13 protein-coding genes are annotated in these 22682 nt (G+C 36.0%); all 13 read left to right on the top strand.

The genetic code is table 11. The features are described 5' to 3' along the window. Window positions 1–30: 30 nt before the first annotated feature. A complete protein-coding gene (locus tag DW862_RS13370) occupies window positions 31–417 on the top strand; it encodes a hypothetical protein (protein WP_117615055.1) in 387 nt (128 codons plus the stop codon). A gap of 288 nt (window positions 418–705) precedes the next feature. Further along, window positions 706–4458, top strand: coding sequence for a phage tail tape measure protein (locus tag DW862_RS13360; RefSeq protein WP_243636487.1), 3753 nt, complete (start codon window positions 706–708; stop codon window positions 4456–4458). A gap of 1 nt (window position 4459) precedes the next feature. Continuing rightward, entirely contained in the window at window positions 4460–5500 is a 1041-nt protein-coding gene (locus DW862_RS13355; protein WP_225472620.1) for a DUF6046 domain-containing protein, read from the top strand. Between the two features lie 2 nt (window positions 5501–5502). Further along, entirely contained in the window at window positions 5503–6963 is a 1461-nt protein-coding gene (locus DW862_RS13350; protein WP_070612606.1) for a hypothetical protein, read from the top strand. 4 nt (window positions 6964–6967) lie between these two features. Continuing rightward, window positions 6968–7882, top strand: coding sequence for a hypothetical protein (locus tag DW862_RS13345; protein ID WP_117615052.1), 915 nt, complete (start codon window positions 6968–6970; stop codon window positions 7880–7882). Then, window positions 7882–9561, top strand: a complete 1680-nt coding sequence (locus DW862_RS13340) for a hypothetical protein (protein ID WP_115484569.1) — start codon at window positions 7882–7884, stop codon at window positions 9559–9561. The genes DW862_RS13345 and DW862_RS13340 overlap by 1 nt, the downstream gene beginning before the upstream one ends. Further along, the gene (locus DW862_RS13335; protein WP_120068773.1) at window positions 9561–11975 is read left to right on the top strand and encodes a hypothetical protein; all 2415 of its coding nucleotides are present in this window, start codon (window positions 9561–9563) and stop codon (window positions 11973–11975) included. The genes DW862_RS13340 and DW862_RS13335 overlap by 1 nt, the downstream gene beginning before the upstream one ends. A 2-nt stretch (window positions 11976–11977) precedes the next feature. Further along, window positions 11978–12238, top strand: a complete 261-nt coding sequence (locus DW862_RS13330; protein ID WP_008647836.1) for a hypothetical protein — start codon at window positions 11978–11980, stop codon at window positions 12236–12238. A gap of 206 nt (window positions 12239–12444) precedes the next feature. Then, a complete protein-coding gene (locus DW862_RS13320) occupies window positions 12445–18474 on the top strand; it encodes a DUF1566 domain-containing protein (RefSeq protein WP_120068770.1) in 6030 nt (2009 codons plus the stop codon). A 129-nt stretch (window positions 18475–18603) separates the two neighbouring features. Continuing rightward, window positions 18604–19005, top strand: a complete 402-nt coding sequence (locus tag DW862_RS13315) for a hypothetical protein (RefSeq protein WP_008647838.1) — start codon at window positions 18604–18606, stop codon at window positions 19003–19005. 12 nt (window positions 19006–19017) lie between these two features. Next, a complete protein-coding gene (locus tag DW862_RS13310; RefSeq protein WP_118419516.1) occupies window positions 19018–20439 on the top strand; it encodes a reverse transcriptase domain-containing protein in 1422 nt (473 codons plus the stop codon). After that, on the top strand, window positions 20430–20783 hold the full coding sequence (locus DW862_RS13305) for a hypothetical protein (protein ID WP_118419517.1): 354 nt from the start codon (window positions 20430–20432) through the stop codon (window positions 20781–20783). Before DW862_RS13310 ends, DW862_RS13305 begins: the two co-directional genes overlap by 10 nt. Window positions 20784–20845: 62 nt before the next feature. Beyond that, window positions 20846–22675, top strand: coding sequence for a hypothetical protein (locus tag DW862_RS13300; protein WP_109115707.1), 1830 nt, complete (start codon window positions 20846–20848; stop codon window positions 22673–22675). Window positions 22676–22682: the final 7 nt, after the last annotated feature.

Genomic DNA, 22682 nt, shown 5'->3' with positions numbered 1-22682 from the left:
CTTGGATAAACATCAATAATCATAATTATAATGGAAAATGTAAACGAAGACTTTTTCTTGCCTGAAGATATTCAGACCGAGATTGAAAAGAAAGTAAAAGAGCTGAAAGATTCAGATCCCAAACTAAAACGTGTATTCCCGATTTTTGTGGAAGGAGATGAAGACGAAGGCGAAAAGCCATATTATATCGGTTATTTTAAACAGCCGCCTTTCCCGACATTCAGTAAATATTTGTCTCTCTCCCAAAAGGATCAGGCCGGTGCCATGCGAGAATTGGCAAAAGATTGCTTTGTCGATGGCGATAAAGAACTGATTAAAGATGATTCCTTATTCATCTATGGCTTAATGCCACACCTGGCTCAAATCATCGAGTTGCGCAAAGGAAAACTCGTAAATTTATCAAAAGCTGGGAAGTAAAAGACGATCAACTTATTCGTCATAGACTGATATTTATCCGTCATTATTTTCCCAGCGTAAACCTTGATGAGTTAAACGATGAAGAATTTGCAATGCTTTCTGAAGATGCCGTATGGCTCCACAGCAAAATGCTCATAACTCAACAAGCAAGTGCACTTGGAATGCTTGCGTAAAGTGTCTTATTACTCGTTTTTTCTACGTAGCCCTTTATCCTCTGTCGGATAAGGGGCTTTTTCAATCTTTCAGGGTACCAAACCGCTATTCTTTAGAAAATCAAAATACAAAAAGATGGCAGAAAATTATATTGTTAATTATCAGATAAACGTTAACTCTAACCCAGCTTTAGAGTCTATACGCAAATTTCAGCAAGCCACAGCTGAAATGGAAGCATTAACAAAGCGATTTGATGTTGTTGCAAAAAGCATCGGTAAGGTTAATTCAGCATTGGCTTCTATTAAAACTAAGCCTATCAATATACAGATTAACACAAGCGCGGCAGAAGCTAGTTTAGAACGTGTTTTAAAGCAATTAAGCAATATTAAATCACAGGCAAAGACTGCATTAAATGGAGTAATGGGTAAACCTTTATATTCTACTTCGGATATAAAGAAACTGGAGCAGGCTATTAATTCTATAAACGGCAAAACTATAGAACCAAGAGCAAGTACAAAAAAAGCGATAAATAGCCTTGACTTACTATTACAGAAGATTGAGCAGATAAAGTCAAATAGCAAAATAACTATCACCGCAAGTGCAGCTGGAGCATCCAAAGCTGTTGCTGGTGGCATAACTAAAAGTAATATTCCTGCTTCAACAGCACGACAAGTTGGAGCGGGACATAGTACCTATCTATACCCTTCTACCCGGCAAGTATTGGGACCTACATACGCAAATACCGGAACGAATGTTGCGGGCGAAATGATTAAGGGTATGGGAATTGCCTATGGACTTAGCTCTTTAATGTCTGGGGTAACTTCTGTATTTAGAGATGCTTCTACCTATGATAATATAGCCAAAACGACAAAGAATATCCTCCAGACTCACGATAAAGGTGTAGGGTTTGAAGGTCGGTTTAATGAAATGAACCAGCTCATGCGCCAAGTCGGTGTTGAGACTAAATATACAGCCCCACAAGTTGCATCAGCTGGAAAATTCTTAGCTATGGCAGGATATGATGTCGATCAAATAAAACATGCCATCCGGCCTATATCTGATATTGCACTTGTAGGTGATACAGACTTGGGAGAAACAGCAGATGTTGTAACAAACATTATGACCACTTATAAAATCCCAGCAAAACAAATGGATAACACAGCTGACATTCTTACGATGACGTTCACAAAAACGAATACAACATTGTTAGAATTAGCTGAATCATTTAAGTATGCAGGTACGGTAGCTCATCAATCCGGGTTAGATTTTGAAACAGCTTCGGCAGCTTTGGGCGTATTAGGTAATGCCGGTTTAAAAGGTTCTCATGCAGGTACAACATTACGCATGATGTTACTAAACATGATGAATCCAACCAAAAAAGGACAAGAAGCATGGGATATACTAGGTATTAGTCCCAAAGACAAAAATGGTAATCTTCGGAATCTCACTGATATTTTGAGTGATTTGCACAAAAAACAACAAAGCATGAGTTCCGGTGACTTCACAACATTAATTAATAAGATGTTTCGAGTTACTGCGGCTCCAGGTGCATTAGCTTTGATAAATAATGTAGAAGATGTGCAAAAAACCACAGAGCTTAATCGGCATTCAATGAACCTAGCATCCGACTTGGCTGACGAAAAGAAAAACACCATACAGGGTCTTTGGTATCAGATGACCTCAGCATTTACAGAAACTGGAATGCAAGGGTTTGAACAAATGCAAGGAGTAATCCGAGACTTCCTGCAACGCATGATTGAGTTAATGAAATCCACAGAATTTGCAACTGCATTGAGAAATGCAATGGACATGTTCATTAAAGTATTAGATGTTATCGTTGATGTATTTAAAAAGATCATGTCTATTTGGAATTTCCTACCCAACTGGCTAAAAAATGGGGTTGTATGGTTTGTAAAAATTCAAATGGAATTAGGTATTATTGCTGGTATTGGACAAAGTATATTAAGTACAGCATTAATGATTCGTGGGGTATTCATGGGGGATTGGCTATCTAAATTCTTTTTAAAGCCACTGTTTACCGCACTTACTTATATGATACGCATATACAATATAGAAAAAAGCCGCCATAATTTAAGTAAGGGACAGGCTATTTTCAATGCGTTAGGTGGTGGTTTACTACATGGTGGAAGTAAAATTAAACAATGGTTTGTTGGAGGAAATACAGTCGGTAATGTTGTAACAAATAGTAGCAATAAGACTATAAATACTCTCACGGAAATAGGCAATACCACATTATGGGGAGCAATAAAAGGGCTTGCACGTTTTTTCTTGACTAATCCAATTGGCTGGGGATTAAGCGCAGCTTATACAATCTATAAACTTGGTTCATATATATATCAAACACAAAGAATAACAGAGGCTGCTCGTCAAGCCAATGAAGCATGGGCACAAAGCTATCGTAATTTGAATATTGACAAGTTAAATCTATCCGATCCAGATGCCTTAATGATTGGAAATATGCGTATTTTCAATAATGAATTGTTAACCCAAAACGAGCGTATCGCCCAGTCTACCGAATTATGGCATCGTTACTGGATAGAAAAGAATGGTCCAAAACAAAGTGTAGACGACCAAACCAAATTCTTTGACACAGCCGCAGGTAGAGACCCGGAATTACTAAAACGATTAGAAGCCGCAGACCAATGGACAGGTGTAGATAAAGCCTTTCAGTCATTGTCCAGTGCACTAGGTATGAAACAGACTGTCAAAAAAGGTCTGAACGGCGAAAATTATTATGCGTATGAGTTACATGGCCGTACTTTAAGTGGAACGAATACAAATGTTTTTGCAAGAAACGGAGATATAAGCGAACAAGTGGCTGTCCAAATGATGCTGGCTCAATTAGCAGACCATAATTCTAAAGAGAATATGGCTTTGAGCAAATATCTTTTGCACAATGCCACTTCTGCTCGTAGTTCGGAAGATCTATCGAATATACTAAAGAATGCAGCAGATAGATTTATACCTAAGATGGGTAGTTGGGATTCTCGATGGGACTGGATTAGCACAGAAACATTCCATGATAAGATGACCGAAGGTGATGTACATCGCTCACAAGCATATATACGTCATCTAGCTCAAATTATGCAAGGAACAATAAGTACATGGGATGATTACGCTTCAATTCTTAAAGATTTTGAGTCTGGAGAAACAATAGACCCAACAAGAACCCAGAAAGTATTACAAGGGTTATTTGGGCCGTTGTTTGATCCAACTAAAGGGTTATTTGGAACAGAAGGATGGTCAAAGCATGTACAAGATATTATCAATAATCCGGGAAAATATAAACTAGAAAGTCAACAAGAAGCAATAGATTATATTACTGAAACCTTTGATAAGTTAGTTTCTTGGTATAACGATTTGTATTATGGACATAAATCTTTGTTCGCTCCGTTCATAAATAGAACACCGATTCAAAATCTTCTTTCTGAAGGAGATATTCTTCCTACGGGCGGTTTTTATGGTCCACAAAAAGAAGGTGATAAAGCGATTTTTGACGGAGCACAATACATAGCTAAAACAATAGCTCCATACGCTACTCCACAGTGGGTAGATAAAAGTGGGAAAATATATACCCCTAAAAATGCTAAGGATACATTTAAGTGGGACCCTACGACTGGTAACAAAGAGCAAGATTTAGCCTCCAGCCTTCATAACGGAGCCGACCAATCTCAATATAGGAGTCATAATAATTATAATGCAGCTCCTAAACAACTGATAGTACGAATAGAAAATCTAATGCGTGTGGATCATCAAACAATTGATATGACAGATGATAGACAAGTCGCGGCAATAACAAACGTAAAACAAGAATTAGCAACCGCCTTGTTAGATGTAGTTCAAGATTTTAATGCAAATATGATGTAATATGAGTTTTATAAGCTCTACATTTTCTAATTTAACGATTAATGTTGGTAAAGGGCTGGCAAACACCGGTGTGAATGCCGCCTTTTATGCAGCTAACTATAGAAAAAGAGATGGACAATTGAAATTTATATCCAATAGAGGATATAGTAATGTATTTGTTTATGCAGCCAAAAGAACGATGATGCAAATGACTTTTGCTACCATCAACGATCTTTATCCCAAATATATACGCCAGTTGGACAGAAAGAATGCCACCGCAGCCTATCAGAAGAACCAAGGTCAAGAGCTTCAGAAAATCATAACGAACGGTCAGAAGGCAGATGAAGATACCTTTAATAAACAAGGGGTTGTATTAAAGTATCAAGGTAAACCTGCCAATGAAGGTTTACTTCTTTGGATTAAAAATGAAAGCGGCCAGGTTCAAACGGTTCAATTCAATACTTATTGGGATAAAATAAAAGGATTGAGCAATGAAGCTGCTGCCAGTTCATCACTTAACACTGCTACGGAAGTAAAGGTGCCCGGCGATCCTGTTTTCTTAGACTTAGGTGCTATAGTGCAAGCACAAAGTTCTAACAATCTTGTATTAACCAAGGTACAAGGAAGAGATTATTCACGTAAAGAATTGATTTCAGGAGGCGATATAAATTTTACTGTAACAGGAAAGATTGTTAGCAATTATCCGGATGTATATCCGTATGCAGAAGTTTCCAAATTTATAACATTGATGCAACATAAAGGAGTTATCCAGGTATTTAATCTCATGTTTCAACAGTTCAATGTGACACAAATTCTGATAAAAGACTTCAATATGGGGCAAAATGAAGGCTTTAAGAATGTTCAACCATATAGTTTTACATGTGTTGCCGTTGAACCGGATGACGCGGTTAATGTAGTGCAAGATACCATAAATGGAACAAACCTTGAAATCTCTCAAATGAAAAAACAAGGTTGGGCCAAAGTTCTTCTTGATAAGGTTAAAGCATCTGCTGCTAATCAAGCCGCTCAAATGATTGAATCATTAACTTCTAACACCATTTAAGTATGAAACTTCCAGAAGCAATAATTATAGATGGTAAAGAATGCCTTGATATATTGTGCTGTAAAATCCTAATATGGGAAGCTAATAGTGACGTTATAGAAATTAACGATCCTGATGAAAATAAATGCCTTGTTATTCGGGAATGTGAAAGTATTGAGATAAACGATACTTATAAGAAACTTATTAATTCAGCTTCTGTCAGATTCCCAAGAGGAACCGTAATTAAACGCACTATAACTTCCGAGAACATAGAAAAAGAAGGTGCAACTACTGTTTATACAGAGCGTTTAATAGACGGTACAGTTGTAGAAAAGCGAAAAGGATATTCGACAGCCCAGCCGACTGATTTTAAGGTAGGACAACGTATCCGGATATATTTAGGCTATTATAAAGATAGAGGAAAGGTCTTCAAAAATGCGACCGAGAGACTTCAGGCAATGGAGAAAGAGGCATTTGTCAAGAACGTTCCCGATTTTGACGGTTATATCGTAAAATGCAGTGTAAGCACACCTATTGAAATCAAATGTGAGAATCTGGCAAGTGGGCTAAAACGAAAAAATGTCGTTAAATTAGGCCCAATGACTGTTACAGTAAACGATTTGTTGAAAGAGGGAGGAAAATACGATTTATTAAAAGGAACAGGGTTAAAATTGCATCCCAAAACAGCAGAAAGGGACATTAATATTGGCAAGATCCAGTTAACAGAAGATTTGACAGTTGCGGATGTATTAACAGAATGGAATAAATACGGGCTATATAGTTTTATTAGGAAAGATACAGATGGAACTCCTTATGTTATGGTAGGGCATACTTATTTATCAGGAAATGTTGCCAGCTCTATTTTAAATACAGATGGAAGTTCTGATACTCCTCAAATACAATTTAATTATCATGTAGCCCAAGATAATTTAACTTTGATGAATTGTGATCCCCGATATTTAGCGGTCTCCGCTGAAGGATTCAAGTTTGAGGGTAACAAACAAATCAAGTATAATGTAACAGTTCGTTTAAATCCAGAATGGACCGGACAAAATGATACAGAACATAAGAAATTCCAGATTCTGAATGAAACAAAACTTAGCAAGAAATCCCTAAAACTTGGAGCTATCCCCAAATCAAAGACTAAGGATAGAGTAAACCTAAGTGCGTACAACGTTATCCCTTATGTATCATCAAAAATTGGCATTAGCGAGGACGAATTAATAAAAGAAGCCGAAGCCTTTTTTGAAGGATATAATAGAAATGGCGTTGAAGGTAGTATTACTATCTTCGGAGATTTACACAGAACTAATTTAGGCATGAGGCATTTGGAATCTGGAATGAAAGTCGTTTTACTTGATAAACGCGAACCTGAAAAACAAGGTTGGTATCTTATTGAAGAAATCAATACAAAATTTGGTGTTAACGGTTTTAGGCAGACTTTAAAACTCCCCTACTGTATTGCCAAACCAGAAAAAGAATAAAACTATGGCAGATAAAATTACAAGCGATTTAAGCGCAAACAGTGCTATTTATGATGCTATACGACAAATTGCATTTCATAAATTGGTAAACCCGCGAAACAACGTTATAAAAAACACAGCCAAAATATCAGGTTTTGTTGTTAAAATACATACAGATGGAGAACTGTGCGGAACTGTTGATGTACAAGAATATACTCATACACTTACAGACAAACAGGCTATTGATGACGGGCTTCCAGTTGGTTTACATGAAGGCGTATATCTTTCAGCTATTCAAAATAATGAAAAAGGTTTAGTGGTTATCCCCTATCTTTATTCGGATGTCGTAATAACAACAGACCCTGAAACATTACGCGAATATGTTATCCAATACTCTCATGCAGACACAATACAAGTAGACGCGCATAACAAAGTAATTATTGGAGCAACAGAAACAAAAGAATGGGAAGATTCAGAGGATACTCCAGATGTAGATGAATTGGAAAAGACAGGTGTTCATGCTCACACGACTTATACCCCTGTTTCGATATTGTCGGAAGTTGCTAAAGGAGAAGGGGAAAGTGATAAAAGTATATTCAAAATAACCGCTGATGATATTTTATCCCAACATGATAAAAGTCAAATACTTCTTGATGCCCAACAAATTTTGGCAAAATATAATGCAAAAGAAATTATAATCAAAGAAGATGGAGTGTATTTGGGTAGCGGTAGTGCCAATGAACCAGCAGTACTTGGAAATCAATTAGCAACTTTATTGGTTGACTGGCTAGGAGCATTATCTCAAATGATGACCCCAACTATGATGGGACCTCAACCTCCAGCTAATTTGGCAAAGTTTGTATCCCTTCAAGCAAAAGTTAACTCCTATAAAGCATCTATATCAGGATTTTTATCAAAAACCGTAAAAGTGGCAGAATAATGGCAAAGTTAAATGAAGGTATATCACAAATTAAGAAAGGTAGTGCATTGGAAACAATGTACAACCGGCTCTTAACAGGGATGGAACAAGCTTCACACGAAACACTTCCAGATTTTACAGGTTCGGATTATGTGGATGGTTATGTCGTGAATGAAGAAAAAATCAATCTTGAAATACATGAATATGAAAATATAACCAGAAAGAACTCTGCATATCTATTAGCAAATACTATTATAAGTAGTTTAAGCAGTGAAGAAGGCGGCGGAAGTGGCACCGGTGGGTTTGTTTCCATAAATGGTGACTCTATGGCCGGTTTATTAAAGGCATTGTATGGTTTTACAGCCGGAGACAATGGAATAAAAATATTGGATGTTTACCAAACGTCCGAAAGTAATCCACAAGAGCGAAAAAATATAGTTTCTATTAACGGTGAATTGCATCTCCCCACACATGGATTATACATTAACGGTTGTAATGTTATAAGTTATGATAATGATATAATCGCATTAAACGGCGATGTTATTTGTAGTGGATATATTAGACTTGGAGATTTAGAAATATCCAAGGATGGCATTAGCTATCAAGGAAACGAGTTTTATCATTCTGGGAATTCAAATAAAGAAGATGTAAACTGGACTATGAAAGACGGAACGCTTGCAGGAGATCTATCTGTAAAAGGTACAAGCACATTCCAATCTGGCATTACCGCCTTACATGGTGTAGATCTAGGATTTGATAATACAAGTGTATTGTCTATTTCTGCCAAGCGGTTAGCTCAATTAACAGGGGATTTGAATATTATAACAGGGGGCATACAATTTGATGGCGATTACATTATTCATGCCAAGAATAACAATGTTATCTCATTTTCTGCGTCTAACAAAATATTAAATTTGGGAGACAATAACACCAAGCAAATTAATCTGCAAACCAGTATTTATGATGATGACGGTGAATATGAAATGATTTCCAAATATGGTTCTGCATATTTCCCTGAATCATTTAAGGCAGGGCACAATTTAGGGAATATATTGATTGAAACATACAAAAAATCGTCTGAAGATTCTGGCGTAATATTCAGACGTTATATTAGATTAAAATCAGAAGATGGACCAGGCTTTTATAGTGATGGTGATAGCGTATTTTTTGAAGCTCCATTTAAATATAATAAAGTAGCTGATGACGATACAGTACAAATCTCTGAAATAATAAAATCATCATTTGGCTATGTAGAATCGTTAAGTTTATATGCCCCATTAAATCGAAAATCATCCAGCTTAATGTTTTCTACAGATGCTGATTTTTTTATTTTTGACAAACCAATTGAAGGAAAAAAATCAATTGGAATAGCAGATTCTAAAACCCGTCTCCTCCCCAACGAGCTATTCTTTGATGATTCAATCTATTGGTTGGCTTTAGATAATGGAGTTAAGCACTATGGTAATGCCTATTTTGTCAACGACATAGGTTCTGTCACTTTTTCCAGTGGTTTTGCCGGAAATGGCTGGGGTATCATTCAAAACAAATTGACCGGCAACATCAGTGCAACATTTGATGATCTGACAATTCGTAAAAAAATGAGAATATATGAATTGGAAGTGCAAAAGCAATCAGTGACTAACGGGTCTTGGTGGGTCAGCGATGCCTGTTCTGGAGACTTAGTAGAAGAAATATCATAATGTCTGTATATAAATACAAGAAATATAAAATTTCTCTCCAGTCCGATTCTAAAAAGACACAAGGATTACGGACTGGGGATATAGTTAGAAGACAATATTTTGATGGAAAGAATCTTATTTATTCGTTAATGTGTGTATTGGATTATGGAATAGATAAGACTGTAGATCCTAATACAAATGATATTGTCGAAAAACAGTATTTCATCGGAGCGCTGTTAGAAGGCGATGTGCCCAAAACAGAAGAAATCTTAGACTTTGCCAGAATTACCAATCTGTTTGATATAAATAGATCTGGAGCCATATATTTAACTGGGTCTGACGATAATGCCCCATATATGGATGTGATTGACGGTATTGGACGTAATGAGAGTTTGTGTTGGCCTTTAAATATTGCAACTCCTGATTATGAAGATTCCGAATCACAATATATAGTACGAGGAACAGAAGCAGTAACCACTGATTACATATTATCAGAAGCGGGCAATAATCGCATTTGTCATTTTAAAAGGAATGACGCTATATATTACGGTTTCATTGGTCTGCAACAAGATTTCTACAAATATGTTCAAAACCCCAACCGCATTCTTATTTCATATAAGATCAAAGCCAATAAAGCTGTCAATTGTAAAGTTTCATTAGAATACCAAGATGGAACAAGAACAGATGGAGAAGAAACCACTTCTATTACAACAGATTGGCAATATAAGTTGCACACAATAACTGTCGATTATTCCGGACGTTATTTGCGAACAGTAAAACTGGATTTAAGTGAGATGTCTCCTTCAGATGAAGTTTGGGTGTCGGATTTCAATATCATCTTACTGTCTAGTGTTGCTAACTTTGGCGATGCCAGTAAAATACGTGTTGGCAAATTGAATGGAATAACAGATCCAGTATTTGGTCAATTAGAAGGATATGGAGGTTACTTACAGAAACTTTTTGCTTCAAAATCTGCTCATATTTCTGGAACATTAACTGCTGGTGATGAGAATGGTTTTGCTGCAACCTTTTATGCCGGAAAAATCCATAGGAATGTATTCGTTAATTCTTTAGATGTTAATTTTACATCTGCAATTACTATTGACACTCAAATAGAAAACCCTACTGGAATCGGCAATGTATATAGTGCCTCTAAAATCATAAGCATGATAGCCCAATCTGAAGAGTGGTTCGCGCAACATATCGGGAAAAAATATACATTCTCTTTTTGGATATATGCTGGGCAGGCATGTCAATTATCTATTTTACAAAATGATAAAGCAATAGGGACCGTTCAAATACCTATTGCTGACACGAATATATGGTCTCGTAAAAAGGTAACATTTGAATTACAAGCTCCGAAACAGGCAGAAGAAGCATTGGTTCTATCCATTGTCCCAACTTTTGATACCTCTGATAATGCAGGAGAATCAATATTTTATTTTTCTTCACCACAATTAGAGGCAGGAGAACTAGTCACACAATACCAACCTACTGACACTATACTTAATTACACAGAGGATTATGGAGCTTGGTTTAATCGTGGTGGCATTGGTGGGACCATCCAGAACCCATTGCTTCAATTAAATTTTGACGGAGAAGGTAGTATTGGTACTCGTAGTAATTCAGTATTAATCAAAACAGATGGTTCTGGACATTTTGCCAATAAAAATATTAAATGGAATAAAAATGGCGATGTAACATTTGGCAAAAATGTGACAATGACTTGGGATAACCTTGACCAGTCTGTAAAAGATGAATTAGTCAGTAAGTCTATTCGTATTGTTGGAACTGATACCTTTACTCTTTTAGGAGATTTAACAGGAGCCGACCCTGTTACTAATCCGGCAGATATTACCTTAACGCTGGAAGAAGAGAATCTACAGTCTACTTCCAGTCAACGACAATGGTATTATTTACAAGGATATGATTATATACCGTTTGAAGGAGAAAATGGAAAGACATTAACAATATGGCCTTTTGAACCTTATTGGGATAATGGTAACTCGTTAACAGTTCGTTGTATCGTGAAATTTAGTGATGAAGAGTATTCCGCTACATTCACAATACGGAAACAATATATAGTGGGCTATTCACTTGAAATTACTTCCAGTCAAGGAGTATCATATAAAAACAATAGTTGTCAAACTGTTTTAACCGCTAACGTCTATTATCAAGGTAAACTAGTTGATCCGGATTATGTAGCTAAAAACTACATATTCAAGTGGACTAGGTATCATCTTCCCGATATGGAAAATGAAGTGATTGATTGGTGGAAAGAACAAAGAGATAATGAAGGCAATATAGTACAACAAGAAATTGATAGATCAAAACCAAGTATCACATTAAATTATGGAATATCAGGACAAGACTGTTTTATGTGTGAACTTCTAAACGGTAACATGTTCCCGTATGAATTCCCTTTAATATTTTAAGTATGGCGGCAGAACAAGAGCAATCCCCTAACCTGCTTGATTTTAATAATAAGCAAGAAAACAATGGAACTAATAACCGTGGACGTTTAACAGCTCACGAATTTAATCAATTGATAAATGCCGTAAACAATAACTCAAATGACACCTTTTCCTTCAAAAAACAAGTAGGTAATCTTTCATTTGATGTAATTGAAAATGAAGAGGCTTTTGAACAAATCGAATCCAAAGATGAAAACACCGTGTATTTCATACTTGAAGAATGATACAGATAAATGGTAAAGATGTCAGTCAAATAAGAGTTGGTAACAAAATAATTACCGCAGTTTACATAGGGACAAAATTAGTTTGGCAATCTATACGTTCCTGCTTTGGATCTGGTTTCTGGATTAACTCATCTCCTTGGAAAAATGATGAAGGCTGGAAAAACTAACAAATTTTTAAATTACGCTTTACAAAAAAATAATTAATTATGGCTAAGAAATTCAGAACTGACGAAATTCCTGCTGGTAAATTTACAGAGGACTGGGGTGGCAATAAAAACAATACCATCCCCGCAGCACCTGACGAAACGAACCTTCTCCCCTACTCTGGGGAGGCTGTCCAAAAGTTTATAAAGAGCTATTTGCAAGACCATGAAAACAATAAAATTGGTCACATTCCTCCTATGACAAAAGATCCGGACGGTTTTTATCATATTCGAGCATTTGCTAATAAAAACACATACAATGAATGGCTTGCTGACCCTGATGAGAATCAAGCACTAAAATTGCTTGATGTTACTATCCCTATTAGTGACGAACAGGGTGTAATGAATATTGTAGAATTAACTACGGCCAGTAATCAAACAAATTATGTAAGCATTGATGGTAGTATAGTTCTAAAAATGCGTTTTACTTCTCAAACATACAATCCTGTTACTGGGAAATACGCAAATACCTATGAAGATGGTACTATGACTATCCAAAGGCGTGCCTCCGCTTCCGATTCTTGGCGTACAATTGGTACAATGGCAATCAAGAGTGTAGAAGCCGAAAGCGACACTTATACGGATGTAGATATTAGTGGATTACTTAACAGTGGAACCTGTCAATTACGTATCATTGTAACTGGAGACCAAACACAAAGTACCACAACTTATGTAGTGTTCCAAAGTGTTACAAAAACAGAATTGAAACTTACGTTCCGAAACGAATGGCAGCAACCTATTACTGGTGCCACTATGTCTTTATTATATACATATACTGGTGCCGTAGCTAAAACATTAAATTTAAAAATTAGTGGTGAAGGTGGTGTACGTTCTGTCCAATACGCTGTTGGTAAAGTTGAGTACACGGAAACCCCAAATCAGTTTGATGTAACCGACACTGAAGGGGATCCTGTTAAAGTTATGTCTCATGGAGTACATGAAATTGAGGCTTGGTTATCTGTAGACGGCACAGATGTGGAAAGCGAACACATTGTTTCACAGGTAATGGTAGTTTCAGACCCTGATAATAAGACTCCATATATTATGTTGAACCAGATAGTCAAATCTCTTGTAAACTGGACATCCGTTCAATTTTTCCAATGGGCAATATATAACCCAGGTTCAGATGTATTACCTGTTACTTTTAAATTAACAGACATTCAAGAGGTTGAGAATTATCTGTCTTACACTGAACAGCAAGCCCAAAATGGTGTGGTTTACACATTTGGTAACATGATAGAAATCGAAAGTAAAGAAACGAATTTCAGTGCTTATATGTTATTTAGCACTGGGGGAAAATACTTGCGTGATCGTATTAGTTTTAATATCGATAACTCACAAAATTTTGCCCCGACTGATGGTGCCGATTTAATTATCAATCCAAAACTACGTAGTAATACAGAAACCCACCCAGATACTATTATTAATACCGTTTCAGGCGAGAATGTTCCCGCGACCTTTGAAAATTTTGGTTTTATTAGTGATGGTTGGGTTGAAGACGATAATGGAATCAAATGTTTGCGTGTTCCTAGTGGAAGAAACATAGCAATTGATTATGAGACGTTCTCCGACTTTATCCAAGCTCAAAAAACAGGTTCTCTTACATTTGAAATAGACTATGCTATTCGCAATGTAACCAACGAAGACGAACCGGTATTACGCATGTGTTCTTACACAAAAGATAATAATCCGCTAGGTTGGGAAATGAAACCTATTGATGCCTGTTTTATGACCCAATCCAAAGTAACCCGTAAAAATCAAGACGTTGGCTACAACGAAGGGGTACGCACTAAAATCGCAGTCAATCTACTATACAACTTGTCCAGCACTGGACAAAACTATTGCCGTATTTTCATAAACGGGATTATTAACCGTGAAATCAATTATGCGACAGACGACACTTTCGTACAATATGTAGACGGAAAGCAAACATCACAAGGTATCCGTATTGGTAGTTCTGGAGCCGACATTGACATTTACAGTATTAAGGTGTATAAGAAAGCACTCACAGCTAATGATGTGCGCCAAAACTATATGGCATCCTTAGATAATAGTGAAGAAAAAATAACATTCCGCGATTCTAATAATATTCTTGATGGTAATACTATCAGCTACGATCTTGCTTATGAAAAATACAATGTTATTCTTTGGAAAGGTAAATATGCTACTTATGGCAATACTAAAAAGGACAAATTCAACGGAACTTTAATTATCCATATCCCTGGAGAACCGGAGAATAGTGGAACATTGTACGACATGAACGAAAAAGGTCAAGGAACCTCATCCATGTTGTATTGGTGGTGGAATGGACAATGGGGCTTCAATGAAGATGGATATTGGGTTGATGAAAATGGAGTAAATCGTGGTAAATGTTATCAGTTAACTAACGATGTACCTGGAGCACTCAAATTGGTGGGGAAAGTAAATTTTGCCAGTTCAGCACAAAGCCATAAAATAGGTTCTACAGCTCTATTTAATGATTTATTTAAAGCTGTATGTGGCGGTAATTCCATTACCAATACAGAAGGTTTTGAAAATTGTCGTGTAGCTGTACTTCAAAAACCGTTTTTGTTCTTTGTACAAGAAGATGAGAATTCCGAACCACAATTTAAATCTTTTATGACTTTTGGTCCAGGTAAGGGAGACAAACCGACATTCGGATACGACAAAACAAAATTTCCAGATTATGTATGTCTGGAAGGAGCTGATAATGACCGTGCTTTGGTGATGTGCCGCGTACCTTGGATTGATGAAGATGTCACTTTAGAAGGTGAAGAAGATTGGATGTATAACGGCGAAAAGCAAATGAGTCTGGTCTTTGGGGATACCAATAAGATCGCCCCTATCAAAAGTGGATTTAACTTTGTCTTTAAGCATTATGATAATATAGATTATTTCAACGGTACCATTGAAGATTTAAATGCCGCAGAAAATCTTGATACCTCCAAACATTATTGGCTGACTAAATCAGGGCGTAACAATGCACAGTTCGATTTATTCAGATATGATTTCATTACTTCTACTTGGGTGGGTGCAGGCATTGAAAAGATTGAAAGTGGAAGATATTCGACTGTAAACATCAACGAACAATGCGGGAATATTGCCAGCGGTACAGATTGGGATGCAATTAACTCATCGTTTAAAACGGCTAGAATAGCATTGTTCAAGGCCGATGCAGGAAAATACTTTAATCTTACAGAAACTCATTTTGCTATGAATTTTTGTAAGTTAATTGCAGCTAGTGATAACAGAGGGAAGAATATATATTTTTATGTTGACCCCAAAACTCATTTAATTGGTTGGCATCAAGATGACTTGGACACAATATTTCCCGTAAATAATGTAGGACAAAGAGAAAAACCTTACTATGTAGAAGAACATGATAAAAACAATGATGGAGGCTTTTATTGGAATAGCGAAGGGAATGCACTATTTAACCAAATGGAAAACGCTTTTCCAGATGAATTGCGTACCAATATGCGCTCTATATTACAAGCAATGCTTAAATTAAGTGATGATGGAACTTTAATGGGCTGTATGGAAAAATATTATTTTTACGTACAACGTTATTTCCCAGCCGTTGCTTACAATGAAGTGGCTCGTCTTGTATATGAACGTGCCAGAACCGCCTATGTGAGTTCAGACCCGGAAAATAAATACACAAATGGTACAGATCCCATAACACAAAGTTTAGGAGATGGATTACAAGCAGAAATGCAATGGGTTGCACGCAGACTTACCTACATATCTTCTTATGCAGCCTTTGGAGACTTTGGAAGGCGTGACGGTGAAGGATCAGCAGGCTCATTAAACTTCCGGTCTATAATAAAAACAGATGGTACACGTCCACAATTTAAATTTTCTATTGTACCACATATTTGGATGTACCCCTCATTTGCCATAGGTTCGACACTATCTTATGGGGTTGGTAACGCACTGTCTCCACGTATTAAAGCCGGAGAAACATACGATGTCAATGTTGGAACTTCAGATGGCAATACTAATATTTTCTTAAATGGTATTGATTATATGCGTTCCATTGGTGACTTTACAGACAAAAGTTTAGGAGAAACATTTAATTTAAGCGGTGCTCGCCTAACAGCCTTTCATGTGGATGGAAAAGATGTTGTTGAATTCCGTCCTACCGGTATGACTATTACTGCCCCTTTGTTGCAAGAACTAGTATTAAAACGTGTCGCTAGTTTAGTAGGTGGTTTAGATTTATCTATTTTGCTTAAACTTAGAATGTTGAATTTAGTAGGAACAATGTTGTCTTCTGTTGTTCTTCCAGCTACCGAATATTTAGAAGAGGTTCATCTTCCTGGGACTTTAACATCTTTGTCTTTAGATCAACAGCCTAATTTGAAAACCATCACATTGGAAGGAGCTGACCGAATGCAAAGTTTATCAATTGGCGCAGGGATTGCAGATTCGCGTACCATATTTAATTTATGCTTTACAGGCAATGCACCGCTGAATTATTTAAAGTTAGCAAGTATAAACTGGACCGAGGTTTCTCTTTATATGATTAACTATTTGGCTTCTATTACAGACAGTAGTGTATCTGGAAAAATAGCAGTAATAAACAATACTACCAACCGACCTAATTTTAACAATAAAATTGATTGGTTGTATCATTGGGGAAATGTAGATGATGAGAACAACAATCTTCATATTACTTACTACTCAACTCCTATTGCAGCTATAGAAATCAAAGGAAGCCAATACATTTATTCTACAGGTGAACACACTTTTTACTGTAAGCCGAATACCGCTAATGGGAATGATGTGGTTAGCATTCGTTGGTCATTGGATACCAATTTGTATGCAAAAATAGTCAATACGTCAAAAGATTATTGCGTTATCAATGTATCTCAATTAGGAGATGAAGATACATTGGCTCCACATACAACTTTAAGATGTTATCTAACAAAAACAAATGGTGAAGTGCTTGAAGCATCATGGGATATTGGTTTATACCCCAGACGTGCTCATCTCGGAGATTATGTATTTTATGATGGAACTTATGGTCCTACAACTGCTGGAAAAACCGTAGTTGGAATTTGTTTTTACATAAATCCAGCAGATGCCAATGATAGACGTATGGTAGCATTATCAAATCTTGAAAATTCAGGTATAGTATGGGGGCTTTATCCTCAAAATACAGGACAAACGGAAGAGTGGAATGAACAATATGCAATTTATCCTATTGAATTACAAGATGATGTTAATTATAGTGTATATGATATAGGTTCAATTGCTAACATTACACAGACTGGCTTACAACCTACAGAATATGACGACCAAGGTAATACCTCTCCTAACTACATAAGGTATGATAATTATGTAGATGAAAATACAATTGACGGATTTGTAAATTCAGATGTTAAAACAGTTGCTGTTGGAGATGGTATCGCTGCTCCAGGTACAATTAATACAGGAAAAGAGGAATTGGCTGCGGATTTAGCTATTTTATCAGGTGCCTATAAAAGAGGTGACGAAGTTCCTGTCGGTTTAGCAAAAACTTTAAAAATTATTCAACATAGAAATAAAATCTTAGAAGATTCAGGAGTTAATTTGCCGATACCTGAAGCGACTGACTTATATACTGAACAAGCAATGTTGACCCAGTATATAAATAACATAATTGCTAACAATGAGAATCTTAGTAAATATCAACAATTTTATTATCCTGCTGTCAGCAAATGCTATGCTTATCAGCCTACAGTGAAAGCAGGCGAAGAATTAGCAGATAAATTTAAATATCATAATTGGTACCTACCATCTGTTGGTGAACTTATGCGTATGTATTGGCACGCTAGGCAAGGAGTGAATTATGACGATGATAAAATAGGTGCAATTTTTCAAAAAGCAATAGATGCCGGTATTTTGAACGATTTTTCTAATTCTTGGTACTGGAGTAGCAGTGAGGGCAGTCAGTACTACAGCTGGTTCGTGGGCTTTAGTAATGGCTACTTCAGCAACAACGGCAAGTACAACAGTTACATGGTGAGAGCGGTTGCAGCATTTTAGTATAGTGGAGCGTCTTTTGACGCTCCACAAAAATAAATATGCCATAATTGTAAACCTCTACAGAAAAAATAAAGTATTCGTAAATAAACTATATGTAATAAGACACATTGTGAATAAAATCTTTTAATTATGGCAAGAACAATTCGTAATGCAGGAAGTGCACCTATTTACAGAGAAACAGAAAATTTAATGTTACTCTGTATAGAAATGGTAGAACGAACCCCTAATAGTGTAGGAATTCGTCAATTAAGCAAACGTCTCATAGACACTCTGCTTGATGGATTAACAGTGATAGGATTGGCTTTAAATGAAGAAGATCCTGATTCCAAACTTGAACTTATTAATTCATTTTATTTGCAAATGCGTACAGTGAAAACTTGCATTGACACCTTAAAAGAGTGGTCAAATCGGAGTCCTCATACACGCATAATTAGCAACAAGCAAATGCCACATTTTGCTGAATCTTTAAAGGAAATTTCAAAGCATATTAAAAGCTGGAGAAGCAAAGTGTTGGAGCAGCAGACCTGTTGAACGGTTACGACTATGATAACAGGGACATCTTTATTGAAAAATGGGCGTGTCACTGGGCCTTTACCAAGCGTTAAAGACCTAGTTAAGAACAAGATAGTACACGCAATAACCGCAAGCCGGTACTGGAGTAGCAGTGAGAACAGTCAGAACAACAGCTGGAACGTGAACTTTAGTAATGGCAACTTCAACAACAACAACAAGTACAACAGTAACATGGTGAGAGCGGTTGCAGCACTTAACGATAAATATGTCGAGGGATGGTTTAATGCGTTAGATGATTGCTGTGCCCAAAAAAAGACAAGTTCACAATGTGTTATGTATAGACTTATTTGGCATGAAGATCTATTAGATTTAGCGAGAGAAGTTTATGAACGAACATATAGACCAACAACAAGTACTTGTTTTATAGTTACCCGTCCTAAATTACGGGAAGTGTTTGCTGCAAATTTTCGTGACCGTATTGTACAACATTGGTTGTGTTTACGCTTAGAACCACTGTTTGAGGCACGGTTTGTTGAACATGGAAATGTATCATTTAATTGTCGAAAAGGTTTTGGAACCTTTGCATGTATTGATCAGTTGACAAAAAATACGATTGAAGTCTCTGATAATTATTCCCACGAGGCTTGGTATGCTCAATTTGATATTAAAGGTTTTTTCATGTCAATTGATTGTGAATGCTTATTAAAGTACTTATTGCCATTTATCAAAGAAAAATGGAATTATTGGAAAGGAACCGAATATGAACAGGATTTAGATTTAGTGCTTTGGCTTACAGAAGTAATTATCCGACATCGCCCACAAGATGATTGCATACGTCAAGGGAATTTAAAATTATGGAGAATATTACCTAAAAACAAAAGTTTGTTTTATATTGAATGGATGAGAGGTGAACCAATAGGAAACCTAACCAGTCAATTATTCGCCAATTTTTATATGTCATTTTTTGATGAATGGGCTATTAAAGCAGCAGAAGAAAGAGGAGCCAAATATGTACGTTTTGTAGATGATTTTAGCTTTGTGTGCAAAACTAAGGAAGATGCAATTTATTTCAAAAGAGCTTCTAGGAATCAACTACGATATATTTTAAATATTCAAATGCACCCTAATAAAATCTATATTCAAGAAGTTAAAAAAGGAATAAAAATGGTAGGAGGAGTAATTAAGCCGGGTAGAGCTTACTTATCGAATCGAACTGTTGGAAACTTTATTAATGCTGTAAGTTATTTAGAAGAAGCATGTAAAAACTGTGACAAGGAAGCTATATATGCCAATGTGAGGTCTATAAACTCTTATTTAGGTTTCTTAATTCATTATCAGTCATACGGAATCAGGCGCAAAGCATTTTCAGAACTACATTATTTTTGGAAGGCTTGCTATATTCAAGGAAAATTTCAAGTTGTAAAAATAAAAAACACAGTACAATGTTTATAACTTATAATCAAGGTAATGAGCAACCTCAACGCATACGACACAATATAAAATTAGGGTTGCGTCAATACACAATTGCATTTGATGTTCATATAGTAAAAGAAGGTGAAAACGAAGAATACAAATGGTGTGAGATAACCCTTCCAGTTGGAACACCCACATATAGCCAATTGGTTTCAGCTATTATTCATGGACGTTACTCCGATGATGCAATGCAAGCCATTATTAATAATTACCTCCTAGAAGATGAAGATAGTGAGCATCAAAAAGAATGGAATGACATGCAAATGTGGAGAGTGGAAGCAAAGCGTATGGCCAAGGAAATATTAGAAGAGATTAAGAAATAGTTTATCTCTTCTCGCATCAACAAATACTTTGTTCAAAGGCTATTCTTTTGAAAAAGTAATTTATGGGAACAGTAGCAAAATCTTCTATCACACTTGTATCTATTAGCGATGCTTATTCGTTGTCGCTAACCCCAAACTCGTGTGTGATTAAAGCAGATTTCGATGGTTCTAACCCTAAATTAGAACATGCTTATACTATTATTTCAGCATATTGTGGAGATGAGAAAACCCCAATAGAAATTGATTCCAGCACTATTATAAAAAGTAACGATAATATAGAATGTCAACTAATAAAAGTTGATAGCTATAGATACCGATTATCCATTATATCACTCCCAGTTGATATATTACAAGGATATATTGAAATTCCAGTTCTTTCTGGAGTAAGTGCAGGGTTAACTGGGCGTTTCACATTTTCTATTGTACGCGAAAGTACCATGCTGGATTGGATTCAAGATTGGGAAAACAATAAAACAACTATTGGCTCTTCTTATGTGATTACTCCCAAAATATTTGTTGGAAAAAAAATAATTGGTAGTCACGACAGTCTTGAAGATGTTCCAGGATTAACGGGGGTATATATTGGTCCTTCAGAAAATAACGGAGCCGGTATATATGGATATAAAGATAACAAAGAAATTTTTCATATAGACCAAACCGGAGGTAAAATAGGCGGTTGGGATATTACATCTGGTGGTATTCAATGTGAAGATGGCACATTATCCATAAAATCAGAAGGAACCATTTCTGCTCAAAGTGAAGGCATCATTCATTGGTCATTAAACAAAGACGGTTCAGCCTCTTTTGCCAATGGTAATGTTACAATGGATGTTGAGGGAAATGCCTCATTCAAAGGAACAATAGAAACATCTGGTGGTAGTATTGCAGGGTGGATCATAGGAGCCGATAGCATTTACAATGGAACTATAGGAATCAATTCATTAAAAAAATTCATAGCCATCGCTAATGTTGCTTCTGTCCAAGATATTGGTAATCAATTAGACTGGGTAAAAGAATATGGCGGTGTTGCAATGTATTGCATCAGTAACACTAATTATGGTCTGATAGGATATAAAAATAACGAAAAAGTGTTTTCAGCAGGTTCTGATAATTTTATTGCAGGTTGGAACTTTAATGAGAAAGCTATTTTTAGTGGAATACAAACAAATTCTGGATTTACAACAAAATCTGGAGACATAACAATTAGTTCTAATGGTATTAGAGGATTTAAATGGCGTTTAGAAAAAGATGGTTCAGGAGCATTAGCAGGAGATAATATCACATGGGATAAAGACGGAAATATGAATTTTAAAGGTAAAATTGATGCTTCTCAAATTATATCTGGAAAAATTGATACGTCTCTTATTAACACAGATGCTATATTATCAAATGGAGATGCCTGGGCATTATTAAAAGATGGTTCTGGTTATTTAGCTTCAAAAAATTTAACTTGGGATGAATTTGGTAATATAAATGTATTAGCTTCATTATCATTACCATATAAAGAATTTTACATTAACACAGATTCAACCCCAACTCCTATGGATTTATCACAAGGAAGATATTTTATAGCGAGATATGGAAATATATATGGTGATCAAATTATAGAACTTCCTACCCCTATTAAAGAATATAATGGTTCAGAAATTAGAATATATTCCGGATTTATGACAACAAGAGCTTCCAGAAGTGACTTTGATATAATAATAAAAGGAAATGGTATATTTTTCTATCCAGGATATATTCCAGTACTAGGTTCTCCAATACAAATCTCAAAAGTGCGTGTATCAAATAAAGAAATTATTTTAAGATGTATTTCACTGGGGGATTTTGTTTTTTGGTATATACAAAATTTCTGTGACTTTACAAATGATGATTTTAATCCACAGTAAGTCAATA

It is taken from the genome of Bacteroides sp. AM37-9, from assembly GCF_003603455.1.
Classification (GTDB): Bacteria; Bacteroidota; Bacteroidia; order Bacteroidales; family Bacteroidaceae; genus Bacteroides; species Bacteroides xylanisolvens.
The sequence above is the reverse complement of the archived record's forward strand: the minus strand, read 5'-3'. Positions and strand labels throughout refer to the sequence as shown.

What these genes read in the sequence shown, in the direction of transcription:
- DW862_RS13300 (WP_109115707.1), top strand. Translation starts at nt 20,846, where the DNA reads ATGGGAACAGTAGCAAAATCTTCTATCACACTTGTATCTATTAGCGAT.
- DW862_RS13305 (WP_118419517.1), top strand. Translation starts at nt 20,430, where the DNA reads ATGTTTATAACTTATAATCAAGGTAATGAGCAACCTCAACGCATACGA.
- DW862_RS13335 (WP_120068773.1), top strand. Translation starts at nt 9,561, where the DNA reads ATGTCTGTATATAAATACAAGAAATATAAAATTTCTCTCCAGTCCGAT.
- DW862_RS13355 (WP_225472620.1), top strand. Translation starts at nt 4,460, where the DNA reads ATGAGTTTTATAAGCTCTACATTTTCTAATTTAACGATTAATGTTGGT.
- DW862_RS13330 (WP_008647836.1), top strand. Translation starts at nt 11,978, where the DNA reads ATGGCGGCAGAACAAGAGCAATCCCCTAACCTGCTTGATTTTAATAAT.
- DW862_RS13360 (WP_243636487.1), top strand. Translation starts at nt 706, where the DNA reads ATGGCAGAAAATTATATTGTTAATTATCAGATAAACGTTAACTCTAAC.
- DW862_RS13340 (WP_115484569.1), top strand. Translation starts at nt 7,882, where the DNA reads ATGGCAAAGTTAAATGAAGGTATATCACAAATTAAGAAAGGTAGTGCA.
- DW862_RS13350 (WP_070612606.1), top strand. Translation starts at nt 5,503, where the DNA reads ATGAAACTTCCAGAAGCAATAATTATAGATGGTAAAGAATGCCTTGAT.
- DW862_RS13315 (WP_008647838.1), top strand. Translation starts at nt 18,604, where the DNA reads ATGGCAAGAACAATTCGTAATGCAGGAAGTGCACCTATTTACAGAGAA.
- DW862_RS13320 (WP_120068770.1), top strand. Translation starts at nt 12,445, where the DNA reads ATGGCTAAGAAATTCAGAACTGACGAAATTCCTGCTGGTAAATTTACA.
- DW862_RS13345 (WP_117615052.1), top strand. Translation starts at nt 6,968, where the DNA reads ATGGCAGATAAAATTACAAGCGATTTAAGCGCAAACAGTGCTATTTAT.
- DW862_RS13310 (WP_118419516.1), top strand. Translation starts at nt 19,018, where the DNA reads ATGATAACAGGGACATCTTTATTGAAAAATGGGCGTGTCACTGGGCCT.
- DW862_RS13370 (WP_117615055.1), top strand. Translation starts at nt 31, where the DNA reads ATGGAAAATGTAAACGAAGACTTTTTCTTGCCTGAAGATATTCAGACC.